The sequence below is a fragment of the Microbacterium sp. PRC9 genome, from assembly GCF_031844125.1.
Taxonomy (GTDB): Bacteria; Actinomycetota; Actinomycetes; order Actinomycetales; family Microbacteriaceae; genus Microbacterium.
In genome coordinates this window covers 21,078-34,298 of the sequence record NZ_JAUZUR010000014.1, presented here as the reverse complement: position 1 = coordinate 34,298, position 13,221 = coordinate 21,078, and the positions used below count along the sequence as shown (strand labels likewise).

At 72.2% G+C, this 13,221-nt stretch carries 11 protein-coding genes and 1 pseudogene; 9 read left to right on the top strand and 3 right to left on the bottom strand.

The features are described 5' to 3' along the window. The 7 genes and pseudogenes from Q9R33_RS20190 to Q9R33_RS20160 form a co-directional block, all read left to right on the top strand. Positions 1–746 (top strand): annotated as a pseudogene (locus Q9R33_RS20190) (hypothetical protein); the annotation flags it as partial. Then, on the top strand, positions 743–1,453 hold the full coding sequence (locus tag Q9R33_RS20185; protein ID WP_310251211.1) for a GntR family transcriptional regulator: 711 nt from the start codon (positions 743–745) through the stop codon (positions 1,451–1,453). The pseudogene Q9R33_RS20190 and the gene Q9R33_RS20185, both read left to right, overlap by 4 nt. Continuing rightward, the gene (locus Q9R33_RS20180) at positions 1,450–2,619 is read left to right on the top strand and encodes an FAD-dependent oxidoreductase (RefSeq protein ID WP_310251215.1); all 1,170 of its coding nucleotides are present in this window, start codon (positions 1,450–1,452) and stop codon (positions 2,617–2,619) included. Before Q9R33_RS20185 ends, Q9R33_RS20180 begins: the two co-directional genes overlap by 4 nt. Next, the gene (locus Q9R33_RS20175; RefSeq protein WP_311294914.1) at positions 2,616–2,921 is read left to right on the top strand and encodes a (2Fe-2S)-binding protein; all 306 of its coding nucleotides are present in this window, start codon (positions 2,616–2,618) and stop codon (positions 2,919–2,921) included. Before Q9R33_RS20180 ends, Q9R33_RS20175 begins: the two co-directional genes overlap by 4 nt. Next, positions 2,914–4,410, top strand: coding sequence for an FAD-dependent oxidoreductase (locus tag Q9R33_RS20170; protein WP_311294913.1), 1,497 nt, complete (start codon positions 2,914–2,916; stop codon positions 4,408–4,410). The genes Q9R33_RS20175 and Q9R33_RS20170 overlap by 8 nt, the downstream gene beginning before the upstream one ends. Continuing rightward, positions 4,407–5,867, top strand: coding sequence for an aldehyde dehydrogenase (NADP(+)) (locus Q9R33_RS20165; protein ID WP_311294912.1), 1,461 nt, complete (start codon positions 4,407–4,409; stop codon positions 5,865–5,867). The genes Q9R33_RS20170 and Q9R33_RS20165 overlap by 4 nt, the downstream gene beginning before the upstream one ends. 215 nt (positions 5,868–6,082) lie before the next feature. Continuing rightward, entirely contained in the window at positions 6,083–8,638 is a 2,556-nt protein-coding gene (locus Q9R33_RS20160) for a hypothetical protein (protein ID WP_311294911.1), read from the top strand. Between the two features lie 90 nt (positions 8,639–8,728). Here Q9R33_RS20160 and Q9R33_RS20155 read toward each other — a convergent pair whose 3' ends face one another. Both Q9R33_RS20155 and Q9R33_RS20150 read right to left on the bottom strand, forming a co-directional pair. Continuing rightward, positions 8,729–9,019 carry a DUF4287 domain-containing protein gene (locus Q9R33_RS20155; protein ID WP_311294910.1) on the bottom strand — a complete coding sequence of 97 codons (291 nt, stop codon included), beginning with the start codon at positions 9,017–9,019 and terminating at the stop codon, positions 8,729–8,731. Between the two features lie 11 nt (positions 9,020–9,030). Further along, a complete protein-coding gene (locus Q9R33_RS20150) occupies positions 9,031–9,417 on the bottom strand; it encodes a cupin domain-containing protein (RefSeq protein ID WP_311294909.1) in 387 nt (128 codons plus the stop codon). 72 nt (positions 9,418–9,489) lie between these two features. Here Q9R33_RS20150 and Q9R33_RS20145 point away from each other — a divergent pair, with 72 nt between their 5' ends. Together Q9R33_RS20145 and Q9R33_RS20140 are read left to right on the top strand one after the other, a co-directional pair. Next, complete coding sequence (locus Q9R33_RS20145) at positions 9,490–10,479, top strand: DUF5937 family protein (RefSeq protein WP_311294908.1); 990 nt, start codon at positions 9,490–9,492, stop codon at positions 10,477–10,479. 262 nt (positions 10,480–10,741) lie between these two features. After that, positions 10,742–11,989: an MFS transporter gene (locus tag Q9R33_RS20140; protein WP_311294907.1), complete on the top strand. Its 1,248-nt coding sequence runs from the start codon at positions 10,742–10,744 to the stop codon at positions 11,987–11,989. Positions 11,990–12,124: 135 nt separating this feature from the next. Here Q9R33_RS20140 and Q9R33_RS20135 read toward each other — a convergent pair whose 3' ends face one another. Next, the gene (locus Q9R33_RS20135; RefSeq protein ID WP_056368620.1) at positions 12,125–13,141 is read right to left on the bottom strand and encodes a LacI family DNA-binding transcriptional regulator; all 1,017 of its coding nucleotides are present in this window, start codon (positions 13,139–13,141) and stop codon (positions 12,125–12,127) included. Between the last annotated feature and the right edge of the window lie 80 nt (positions 13,142–13,221).

The following is a 13,221-nucleotide window of genomic DNA, read 5'->3' as shown; positions in this document are numbered from 1 at the left end:
CCCCCGCCCCCGCCCCCCCCCCCCCCCCCCCCCCCCCCCCCGCGCCCCCCCCCCCCCCCCCCCCACGGCTCACGACGCTCCGAACCCCCGCGGTGACGGCCGTGGCGGTCACCGCACTGCTCGCAGCAGACCCCACCGGCGCTCGGACGTCGATCGGCCATCTCGCGGTCGCAGGGTCGGGCCCACAGGCGGTCGAGCACGCACTCACCCTGGCCGACCGACTGCCGGTCGAACGGGTGAGCGTCATCGGGCGGACGCCCGACCGTGTCGCGTCCGCCGTCGCCGCACTGCGCGCCGCTGGAGTCGCCGCGGAGGCCGGTTCCCGCGACGATCTCGCGACTGCGGACGTCGTGGTCGCCGCGACCTCGTCGCCGACCCCCGTGCTCGACCTCGACGATGTCCGCGCGGACGCCGTGGTGGCGGCGATCGGATCGCACGGACGCGATCACCGCGAACTCGGCGACCGGCTCGTGCGTGCCGCCGACCTCGTGGTCGAGGCGCGCGCGTCGGCGATCCGCGAGAACGGCAATCTCGCCGCCGCGCGCACGGACGAGGAATGGGCAAGCGGCGTCCAGCCGATCGCGAACCTGGCCGAGCTGGTCCGCGGCGAGTTCGTCCGCCGCCCCGAGGCGCCGGCAGTGTACACCGGGGTCGGCATGGCGTGGGAAGACCTGGCCGTCGTGGAGAGGATCATGGAGTCCACGCGAAGGGACGAGCCGTTCGCGTCCGAGGAGGCGTACAGATGACCGGTCCCGAGCTGCGCAGCGTCGTACGACTGAGCAAGCAGCCGAGCATCCGCGACACCGTCACACGTGCGCTGCGCTCGGCCATCATCAGCGGTGAGATGCAGCCCGGACGCGTGTACTCCGCCCCGAGCCTCGGGGAGCAGTTCGGCGTGTCAGCGACGCCGATCCGGGAGGCGATGCTCGACCTCGTGCGCGAAGGGCTCGTCATCGCACTCCCCAATCGTGGATTCCAGGTCACCGAGGTGTCGCCGCAGGACCTCTACGAGGTGACCGAGCTGCGCCTCATGCTCGAGCCGCCCGCGATCGAGCGCGCGACCCCGTTCGTCCCCGCCGAGGCCCTTCCCGAGCTGCGACGACAGGCTGCGGCGATCGTCGAGGGCGCCGAGACCGGCGACCTCATCGGATACCTCACCGCCGACAGCGACTTCCACCTGGCACTGCTGCAGTACGCGGGCAACACCCGCCTCACCGAGCTCGTGGCGTCGCTCCGCTCGCAGACCAGGCTGTTCGGGCTCTCCGCTCTCGCAGAGCAGGGCCGGCTGACCGCGTCGGCGCGCGAGCACGACGAGATGCTCGACGCGATCGAGGCCGGCGACGCCGTCCGGGCACGCGAGCTCGTCCACGCCCACATCGAACACGTCCTCACGGACTGGTCCGGCTATTCCGCCGCCGGCGCCGCGCCCGCAGGCACACCCAGACCGGCATGAGCGCGGCCGCAGCACCCCGCTCGGACGTCGTCATCGTCGGGGCGGGGATCCTCGGCGCGGCCGTCGCGTACTTCGCAGCTTCCGCAGGTCTCTCGGTGACGATCGTCGAGCGCGGATCGATCGCGTCCGGAACGACGAGTCGCTGCGAAGGGAACCTCCTCGTCTCCGACAAAGAGGTCGGACCCGAGCTCGAGCTCTCGCTGTACTCGCAGACGCTCTGGCGCGGGGAGCTCGCCGAGTACGCCGCGGACTGGGAGTTCGAGGCGAAGGGCGGACTGGTCGTGTCGTCGACCGGCCGCGGCAAGAGCGCGCTGGACCTGCTCGTCGCGCACCAGCGCGGGCTCGGCATCCGTGTCGACGACGTGGCCGACTCGGTGGCGCTGCGCGAGATCGAGCCCTACCTGAACCCCGCTATGGTGGGCGGCGCGTTCTACCCGGACGACGCCCAGGTGCAGCCGGTCCTCGCGGCGCACCACTTGCTGCGGCTTGCGCGCGACCGCGGGGCCCGGCTGCTGACGCACACCGTCGTCCACGCCATCCGCGTCGCGAGCGGGCGGGTCACCGGCGTGGACACGGCCGCAGGACGCATCGACGCGGGCGCCGTCATCGTGTGCGCAGGCCCCTGGAGCGGCGAGGTCGCCGCGCTCGCGGGGGTCACGGTCCCGGTCCTGCCCCGCCGCGGCTTCGTGCTCGTCTCGGAGCCACTGCCTCCCACCGTCCGACACAAGGTCTACTCCGCCGAGTACGTCGAGAACGTCGCGAGCTCGGACGCGGGTCTCCAGGTGTCGTCGGTCGTGGAGGGCACCCCGAGCGGCACGATCCTCATGGGCGCGAGCCGCGAGCGGGTCGGGTTCGACACCACGTTCTCGCCCGAGGCAGTGGGCCGCGTCGCGCGCGCCGGGATCGAACTGTTCCCCGTGCTCGCCGATGTCCAGATCATGCGCACCTACTCGGGATTCCGTCCCTACTGCCCGGATCACCTCCCCGTCATCGGAGAGGACGGACGGATGCCGGGACTCTGGCATGCGGCCGGGCACGAGGGCGCCGGCATCGGCCTCTCGGTCGGCACCGCGAAGCTCCTCGTCCAGTCCCTGCGCGGCGAGCCCACGGATCTGTCGCTGGAGCCGTTCCGGCCACACCGCTTCGACGAAAGGCCCGCCGCATGACGGCCCCGGACTCGCGCCGCACCGGCGAACTCACCTTCGACGGACGCCCCATCCCCTTCCGTGAGGGGCAGACGATCGGTGCCGCCCTGACGGCGGCCGGGGTGACCTCCTGGCGAACGACCCGCGGTGCCGGTGAGCCGCGCGGGCTGTTCTGCGGCATCGGCGTCTGTTACGACTGCATCCTCACCGTGGATGGACGTCGCGCCCGGCGAGCCTGTGTCACGTCCGCGCGCGACGGGCAGGTCGTCGCCGGCGACGACCCCCACGAGCCGCTGCCGGTGACGGGAGCGCACGGTGGCTGAGGCATCCGTCTACGAACTCGCCGTGATCGGAGCAGGACCGGCCGGGCTGTCGGCCGCGGTCGTGGCGGCCGAGCGGGGCCTGACGGTCGCGCTCGTCGATGCAGGCGCGCAGACGGGCGGTCAGTACTGGCGTCACCCCGATGAGCAGCACCTCGACGCGTTCACGCACCCCGAGTCCACCGGCCATCACCACTGGGCCCACTACCGCGAGCTCCGCGCACGGCTGCGTCACGCCGTAGGGGGAGGGCGGCTCGTCCACCTCTCCGGGCGTCAGGTGTGGCGCATCGACCGCGACGACACGGTGCTCGTGCTGCGCACCACGTCGACGACCGACACGGACGAGACGGATGCCTCGAACGCTGCTCGCAGCACGGGACGCGGCGAGCGGGACGTCCGCGCGGAGCGCGTCGTGCTCGCCACCGGCGCATACGATCGCCAGCTCCCTCTGCCCGGGTGGACGATCCCCGGCGTGATGGCCGCGGGCGGCGTGCAGGCGCTCCTCAAGGCGAACCAGGTGGCGGCGGGACGCCGCGCCGTCGTGGCGGGCACCGGCCCGTTCCTCCTCTCGGTCGCCGCGGGCCTCGCGGACGCCGGCGTCGACGTGGTCGCGGTGTGCGACGCGAACGCACTGTCGCGCTGGGCGGCGACACCGCTGCGTGCGATTCAGGAGCCCGGCAAGCTGCTCGAGGGTGTCGGCTACGCCACGACGTTCCTGAAGCACCGCATTCCGCTGCGCACCCGCACCGTGGTCGCGGCGGTCGCCGGAGCGGGTCGAGTCTCGCGCGTGACGCTGGCGCGGGTCGATGCACGGGGCCGCATCCGGCCGGACACCGCGCGCGTGGTCGAGGCCGACCTGGTCGCGCTGGGCTGGGGGTTCACCCCGCAGCTCGAGCTCGCGATCGGCCTGGGGGCCGAGACCCGCGTCGACGTCGATTCCTCGCTCGTGGCGGTCGCCGACGCCGACCAGCGCTCGAGCGTGCCCGGCGTCTACCTCGCCGGCGAGGTGACGGGCATCGGCGGCGCGGTCCAGTCGTGCGCCGAGGGCGAGCTCGCGGCACTCAGCGCCGCGACCGACGCCGGCCGCGCCGATGACCCGCGCCGGCGCGCCAGGCTGCGCCGTCGCATCTCGCGCGGCCGCCGCTTCGCGGTCGGCATGCACCGGGCCTCCCCCGTGCCCGCCGATTGGCCCACCTGGCTCGCGGGCGACACCACGGTCTGCCGGTGCGAAGAGGTCGACACCGACGCGGTACGCGCGACCGTGCACGCGCTCGCCGCCGACGACCCACGGGACGTGCGCGTCACGGCGCGCCCCGGCATGGGCCTGTGCCAGGGGCGCGTGTGCGGCTTCGCGCTCTCCTGTCTCGTGTCGGCGGAGACCGGGAGGCCTGCCGAGCCCGCTGACCTCGAGCCGCTCGCGAAGCGGCCACTTGCGACGCCGCTGACGGTCGCCGACCTCGCAGCACTCGCCGACGGAAAGGACCGACGATGACCATCCCCGCCACCACCCCCGAGGACGTCTCCGCGATCGTGCGGCGCGCGGCCGAGGCATCCGCCGTCTGGCGCCGCAGCACGATCGGTGAACGTGTCCGCGCGCTCGGCGCTATCGCGGACGCCCTCGACGAGCACGCCGACGAACTCATCGCCGAGGCACAGCGCGAGACGCACCTGCCCGAGCCGCGCCTGCGCGGCGAAGTGCGGCGCACGAGCTTCCAGCTTCGGCTGTTCGGCGAGGTGCTCGAGGAGGGCACCTGGCTCGACGCGCGCATCGACCGGGCGGACGGCGAGTGGCCGATGGGCGCGCCCCGGCCCGACCTGCGCCGTCAGCTCGAGCCGATCGGACCGGTGCTCGTGTTCGCCGCGAGCAACTTCCCGTTCGCCTTCTCTGTGGCGGGCGGCGACACGGCGAGCGCCCTCGCGGCCGGAAACGCCGTCGTGCTCAAGGCCCACCGCGGGCATCCTCAGCTCTCCGCACGGACGACCACGGTGGTGCAGGACGCGCTCGCCGCCGCCGGCGCACCGCGCGGACTGTTCGACACCGTGTACGGCACGCAGGCCGGAGTGCAGGCGCTGCAGGATCCGCTGATCCAGGCGGCCGCGTTCACCGGTTCCATCGCGGGGGGCCGCGCGCTCTTCGACATCGCCGCTTCCCGGCCGCAGCCGATCCCGTTCTACGGCGAGCTCGGCAGCGTCAACCCCGCGTTCGTGACCCGGTCGGCCGCGTCCGAGCGCGGCAGGGAGATCGTTGACGGCTTCGTCGCCTCCGTGACCGGCAGCGCGGGCCAGCTCTGCACGAAGCCCGGCATCCTGCTCGTCCCCGCCGACTCCGGCCTCGACGCACTGCTCGCCGAGGCGTCGCTGCCGGCCCCGGCGCCGCTGCTCAACGACGGGATCGCGGAGGGCTTCCGCGGCGCGGTCGAGGCCACGGCATCCCATGACGCGGTCGAGGTCCTCGCGGGCTCGACCGTCGCGTCCGGCGATCCTGCACCCGTGCTGCTGAAGACCACGGCCTCGGCGCTGAAAGCCGACCACGAGTCGCTCATCTCGGAGATGTTCGGCCCGGCCGCGCTCATCGCGACGTACGAGGACGAGTCCGAGATGGTCGCCGTCGCGTCGGTGCTCGAGGGCCAGCTGACCGCGACGGTCGTCGGGTCGGAGGGCGATGCGGTCGCGGCCGAGCTCGTCCCGGTGCTGTCGACCAAGGCGGGGCGCGTGCTGTGGAACCAGTGGCCCACAGGGGTCTCGGTGACGTGGGCGCAGCAGCACGGCGGGCCGTACCCCGCCACGACCGCCGTCGGCACCACGTCGGTGGGGGCCGCCGCGATCACGCGGTTCCTCCGGCCGGTGAGCTACCAGAACATGCCTGATGCCCTGCTGCCTCCGGCCCTGCAGGCATCGAACCCGCTCGGCATCCCCCGGCGGATCGACGGCGTGCTGACCACACCCTGACGCACGCGCATGGCCACGCGACCTCCGGGCGAACCCCGGGGGTCGCGTCGTGTTTTCCTCGCATGAGCCCTGGTGCAATTTCACATATCACCAGTAGCATTGCACCACTACGTGCCGCTATCGGTTGCGGAGTACGAGATGCGACGACGCTCCACCCTGAAGTTCCGGCTCTTCTCCGAGTGTCGTCGCCCGGCTGAGATCAACGGAGTGAGCAGATGAAACGCAGGAGAACCCTCGTCGGCGGCCTGACCATCGGTGGCCTCGTCGTCGCCTCGGCGCTGGCCTGGACCGGCCCCGCGGCCGTCGCGGCCGATGGCGATGTGGCCGTCGGCGCCGACGGCACGGTGCAGATCGACGCGGGCTTCGACGGGCCGCAGGTCACCGAGGTGCGGGTGATCAACGAGGCCAAGTACCTCGAGATCTACTGGGACCGCTACGTCGACGAGAACGCGGCGGTGAGCCCCGGCAACATCACGCTGCGCAACGGCGACCGGACCATCTCGCTCCGGGCGAAGCCGGCGCAGGGCGGCACCGACACCATCTTCTTCGACAAGGACAACAGGCAGATCGCCGCGACCGCGGCCAACAGCATGGCGCGGCTGCCCGAGGACCTCCATCTCTCGAGCATCGCGTACACGGGAACCATCGACCCGAGCCTGCCCCTCACCCTGGAGATCAACGGCGCCGCGATCGCGGATGCCGCCGGCAACGCCGCGAAGACCGCGACCTACACGGGTGTGCCGAAGCTCGACTACTACACGCAGTCGCTCATGACCGGCGCGGGCATCGAGGTCAAGGCCGGCGAACGCGTCGGCGCGACCACGCTGACGAAGGCCGCCGCCCAGGTCGACGCGCAGCTCGCCCACAGCGGCACGGGGATCGCGGCCACGATGGCCGCGAACGGATGCTCGCTCACGGTCTACGGGTCGCGCGAGAACGCCTACCTCGTTCCCGAGCACCGCGGCGGCTACAACCCCACGATGTACGACGTCGAGGGCTACGGGGGCAACATGTGGAACAACTGCGTGTCGTCGATCTCCGAGCGCAACGTGCTGCGCACGCGCGGCGACGCGAACACGTTCCTCAACACGGCCTATCCGAACGAGAACATCCTCGTGCACGAGTTCGGTCACGCGGTTCTGTCGGTCGGCATCGAGGAACAGGCCGACCAGACGCTCTCCGACGCGTTCTTCGCCGCCTACGAGAACGCGTACACGACCGGCCGCTGGCCGAACACCTACGCGATGTCCAACCGCGACGAGTTCTTCGCGACACTGTCGGCTATCTGGTTCGACAACATGGCCGAGAAGCCCGACTGGAACGACGGCGTGCGCAGCCCCATCAACACGCGCGCGGAGCTCAAGGAGTACGACCCCGTCTCGTACGCCTTCTTCGCGACGATCTACCCCGACGACGTCGCGATGCCCTCGCCGTGGGACGTCCCCGCCCCCGACATCCACCACGGCGACTTCCGCCAGGAGCCCGTGCAGCCGGCGCGCGTGGGCGCGACGGACGTGGACTACGGCGCCGACATCTTCCGGATCGTGACCGCGAGCCTCGGCTCGGAGTACCAGATCGACCGCTACGCCGGCGACCCCGACCACCCGTCGCGCGACATGGTCATCTGGTTCCGCTGGGGCGGCGGAGTGTGGAAGATCGCCTACGAGGGCGGCGGCTTCGTGATCAGCGCCTCGGACGGCAGCGGTGTGCTGACCGCCGTCTCCGACACCGAGGTCGCGTACCGCGGTGTCGCGCGCGACGCGTCCGACCCGCGCCAGACGTGGACGTTCGCCGCAGACGCCTCGACCGCGGCGAACGAGTACGACGGGCATCTCGTGAACCGCGCCAACGGCCGCTCGCTGGTGCTCGACGGCCGGGCCGGCTCCGGCGTGTCGATGACGCTGACGGATGCCGCAGCCGGCACCCGCTGGATGCTCGAGGACACCACCCGCACCACCGCGCAGGGGACGTCCGCCTACGTCGTGCCGGTGAAGGTCTCGCTCGCCTCGGGCGACGAGTCTGCGACCGTCGACGCGCCGGCACAGGGCTTCGGCCTGCCCTCCATCACGGATGTCGCCGGGAAGGACTGGTCCCGCACCGGCGAGCGATTCGCCGGGTGGGCGCTGGCGGGCTCAACCGAGCCGCTGCCGGCCGACTGGACGATCCCCGCGGACACGACGTCGATCGAGCTCGTGGCGCTGTGGGCGCCGGACACCTCGGCCCCGGGTGCTGTCCTGGTCTCGCCCGCGGCCGCAGGGCCGCTGAGCGCCGTCGCCATCCAGGTCGACGCCACAGACGACGCCGGGCTCGCGCGGATCGTCGCCGACGTCTACAAGGGCGGCAAGCTCGTCAAGCGCACCCTGACCGAGGTGGACGGCGCCATGGCCGCCTCCCACACCGCGACGGTGACCGGTCTCGCCGACGGCGACTACACCGTTCGGTACTCCGCAACGGACGAGGCCGGCAACGTGTCGCCGACCACCACGTTCGCGTTCTCGGTCGACGGCACCGCCCCGACCGTGAAAATCAAGAAGGGTGCCGCCTTCACGACCGGCCACGACGGGACCTACACAGCGGTGAGCTTCCGGATCCGCGACAACGATCGCATCGCCTCGGTGACGCTGAACGGCGTCGAACAGGAGTCCGCGGCCGGCAAGAGCGACGTGGATCGCATCCGGGCCGGCGAGCTGGGCGCGCAGCTCGGTGAGAACGTGCTCGTGGTGTCGGACGTCGCCGGAAACACCACGGAAGTGGTCTTCACCCTCGAGTGACGGACGGTTCCGGCGGGTCGGTCCGGCCGATCGACCGGAACACCGCGGCCGGCGGGGCGACGCCATGCGCGCCCCGCCGGCCGCGGTCGTTCACGGGTTGGGGTTCGTCGCCTTGCCGTCGAGCCACAGCGTGTTCGACGGGTCGGAGTGGGTGGTGTCGGTGCCTACGTGCTTGTCGCTGATCTGCGGACCCTTGGTGATGACGTGCACGATCGCCATCGCGTGGCCGCGGCCGAGGCCGTAGTCGGCGGCGAGCCACTCGACGATCGGCGTCGCCTTCGTCGTCTCGTCGAAGCCCTTCTCGTGGGCCTTCTCGATGAGCTGGCGCGGCGTGAGGCCGGTCTTCGACTCGATGTTGTCGAGGTATGCCTGGAACGACATGTGTGATCTCCTCAGTTGCCGGTGGACGGGATGTCGAGCACTCCAGGAGCATCCTGCCACTCCTGGATGATGCGGTCGGAGGCGTGGATGCACAGCACCCGCAGCCGCCCGGCGCCGCAGTTCTTGAAGCCGTGCCACGCGCCGGCTGGTGCCGTGGCGGTGTCACCGGCGACGGCGTGAAGCACGTCGCCGTCGATGGTGATGCGCGCCTCGCCCTCGAGCAGCACCCACGTCTCGGGGTACGGATGACGGTGGATGTCGGGCCCCTGACCCGGCTCGTTGTCGACGAAGAAGTACGACACGCCGGCGGCGTGCTCGGCGCCGATGAAGCGGCGCAACGTCCCCGTGCCGACGCGGGTGTCGGCGGCAGGGACGATGCCCGGGATCGCGATGCTCATGGAGTGCTCCGTCCTGTAGGTCTGTGTGGTCCCACCCTCGTCGTCGGCACCTGCGGACCCTATAGTTTCGATGTGGATCGAAAGTTCGTCGACTTCCAGCTCGCGCCGGACGACCTCACGGCGATCCGTTTCGGGATCTCGCCCGGCCACGAGCTGTGCCACGCGGTGCGCGCGAGCCTCCGGCCCGACGAGTACCCGCTGCAATGGGGATGGATGCGGGCGACCCGCGGTGCCATCCCGCGCGACGACTTCGAGGTGCTCGCGCTGCTGATCCGCGACGAGGGCTACTTCCCCGACTTCCTCACCACCACTCCGACGTGGGAGCTCACGCCGGAGGCCGAGGCCGCGCGCCTGCGCGACATCGACGACGAGCGCTTCGAGGTCGACATGACCAAGGTGCTGGTCCGCACCGACGGCTCGCGCCGTGCAGCGGTGCAGCGGATGCTCGAGCAGCCCGACCGCGCCCGGGCGATGATCGCCGAGGCGTGGCTGTCGGTGTGGAACTCCGGCATCGCGCCGGTGTGGACGCAGCTCGAGCGGCTGCTCCGCGCCGACATCGCGGTGCGCTCGCGACGCATCGCCGAGAGCGGCATCGGCGCGATGATCCAGGGCCTGCACGACCGCGTCGCATGGTCGGACGGAGCCGTGCGCGTCACGATGCGCATCTGGAGCGAAGTGGTCGACTGCCGCGGCAGCGGCCTGGTGCTCGTGCCGTCGGTGATGGGTGCCACGGGATGCTTCGTCCTCACCGAACCGCCCGCGCAGCCGACGCTCTTCTACCCGGCGCAGGGCGTGACGGCGACGTGGGCGCGCGATCCTGCGGATGCGGCGTCGGCGCTCGGCGCGCTGCTCGGCCCCGCACGCGCGCGCATCCTCCTCGACGCGCACGAACCGCGCACCACCTCGCAGGTCGCGCGCGACACCGCCTTGGCGATCTCGACGGCCTCGCACCACCTCACCGTGCTCCGTGACGCGGGCCTGCTCGCGAGCACACGCGACGGCGCCCGCGTGCTGCACCGGCGCACCCCGCTCGGCGAGGCGATGGTCGGCGCCGTGCTCTGACCGGGTCGGCCGGCGTTCGGGGCGCGCTGTGCGTTCGGGGCGCGCGCTGTGCGTTCGGGGCGCGCGACGTGCGCCCCGAACGCGCGCAACGCGCCCCAAACCCTGAGAAGCCAGGGCCCCAGAGCCCGGCCAGGTCCTGCCCAGGTGGGCCACGGTAGACTGGCAGTGCCCATTTCGATGTGCATCTACCTGTCTGCGGCTCCCGGCTGCGCACAAGGCGGCACCAACAGCCGCCGACCCCCGGCGCATGGCCAGGAGCAAGATGCACACGACACTCGTCGAGACCGACACCGCTGCGCGCGCCGCCGTCCGGCGCCCGAGCCTCATCCGCGAGGCGGGGTACGCGTACTTCCCCATCGCGCTGATCGCGCGCCTGCCGTTCGCGATGATGGTGGTCGGCATCCTGACGCTCGTCGTCTCGGCGCGCGGTTCGCTCGCGCTCGGCGGCGCGACGAGCGCCATGACCGGCCTCGGCACCGCCCTCGTCGGCCCGCTGCTCGGAGCCGCAGCTGATCGCTTCGGCCAGCGCCGTGTGCTGCTGATCGCCGGCGCCGCGAACAGTGCGATGCTCGCGACGATGGCGTGGCTGGCTTTCGCGCCGGTTCCGGATGCTGCGCTCCTCGCCGTCGCATTCTTCATCGGCGCGACCATGCCCCAGGTCGCGCCGCTCTCCCGCAGCCGCCTCGTCGGCATCATCGGCCGGGCGTACCCGAAGGAGCGCCGGACGCCCGTCGTGAACGGTGCGATGGCGTACGAGTCCGCGGCGGACGAGATCGTGTTCGTCTTCGGCCCGGTGATCGTGGGCTTGCTCGCGACCACCCTCAACCCCGCCGCGCCGGTGATCGGCGCCGCCGTGCTGGGCCTGGTCTTCGTGAGCGCGTTCGCGCTGCACCCCACGGCGCAGACCGCCACTGCGGCCGTCGGTGCCGCGCGGCCGGAGCAGGCGCCCGTGCGCGAGCTCTTCCGTCCGCGCGTACTCGCTCCCGTCGTGGGGGCACTGGGCATGGGCCTGTTCTTCGGAGCGATGCTCACCTCGCTCACGGCCTTCATGGCCGAACGCGGCGTGCCCGAGCAGGCAGGGCTCGTCTACGGGGCGATGGGCATCGGCTCGGCGGCCCTCGCCCTGGGCGTGGCGCTGTTCCCGGCGCGCTTCACGCTGCGCGCGCGGTGGCTGACGTTCGCGTCGATCCTCGTCGCGGGCACCATCGCGCTGCCGTTCGTCGGCAGCATCGGCGCGATCGCGACCTGCCTCCTCGTGATCGGCGTCGGCATCGGCCCCACGCTCGTCTCGCAGTACAGCCTCGCCGCCGCGTTCAGCCCGCGGGGCCGTTCCGCCACCGTGATGACGATGCTCGGCTCTGCCATCGTCGTCGGCCAGTCCGCAGCATCCGCTCTCACCGGTCTCGTCGCCGACGCCGCCGGAGCCGGCACCGCACTCGTCGCGCCGCTGCTCGCCGCGTCCGTCGTGCTGGGCGCAGGCGTCTGGAACGCGTTCGCCTCGCGCCACTGAGGTTCGCGTTCCCGTCCTCAACTGAGGACGAGAGCCGAGACGAGGGTCCGCACCGCCGTTCCGCTCCGCATCCCGGCACATTCCCTCAAATGAGGATGCGAGCCGCGAGTGAGCCGCGAGCGAGCCGCGGCGCGCTCAGACGGCGCGGGTGCTCGCGCGCACGATGAGCTGCGGCACGCGGGTGGGCGGCGGCGCCGTCGCCTCCTCGTCCTGCAGCTGGGTCAGGACCGCGGCCATCGCGTCGCGACCGAGGCCGACGAAGTCCTGCCGGGCGGTGGTGAGCGGCGGCGAGAAGTGGGCGGCCTCGGGGATGTCGTCGAACCCGACGACGCTCACATCCCCGGGAACGGCGAGCCCCGCGTCGGCGAGCGCGTGCAGCAGCCCGAGCGCCATCTGGTCGTTCGCGGCGAACACCGCGCCGGGCGCACCCTCGCGCACGAGCTCCGTGCCGATGCGGAACCCCGCCTCGGGTGACCAATCCCCCCGCGGCGCTTCACGCCCGATGAGTCCCCCCTCCGCGAGCTGATCGCGCCAGCCGCGCAGCCGTTCCTCGGCGTCCATCGATCCCACCGGGCCCGCGATGTGCACGACGTCCCGGTGGCCCAGCTCGAGCAGGTGCGAGACGGCCGCGCGTGCACCCTGGTACTGATCGAGCGTGACACGGATGCCTCGACCGCGGGACTCCGACGCGATCGAGACGAGCGGCACCCCGAGCTCCCAGCCGTCGAACGCGTCGAGCGCCGAGCGCTCGGCGGCGAGCAGCACGATCGCCTCGACGTTCTGCCGGATGAGCATCTCGGTCGCGGAGCGCAGCGTCGAGGCCGCGGCATCCGCGGGATTGGTGGCGATGACGGCGTACCCCGCGTCGCGGGCGGACTCGTTGAAGTTGAGCACGACGCTCGACGGCCCGTAGTCGGGCAGCCCCGTGGCGACGAGGCCGATCGTGCGTGAGCGCCTGGTGACCAGCGCCCGCGCCGCCTGCGAGGGCACGTAGCGCAGCTGCTTGATCGCGTTCTCGACGCGTTCGCGCGTCGCGGGGCGCACGTTCGGCAGGTCGTTGAGGACGCGCGACACCGTCTGGTGCGAAACACCGGCCAGGCGCGCGACGTCGAAGATCGTCGCGACGCGGTTCCGGTCGCCGTTCGCGCTCACGTGCTGCGCCCGCTCCCCTCGGGAACGTGGTGGCCCGCCCCGCTCCCCATTATCCCGACCGACGATTGCCCCAGCGCGCG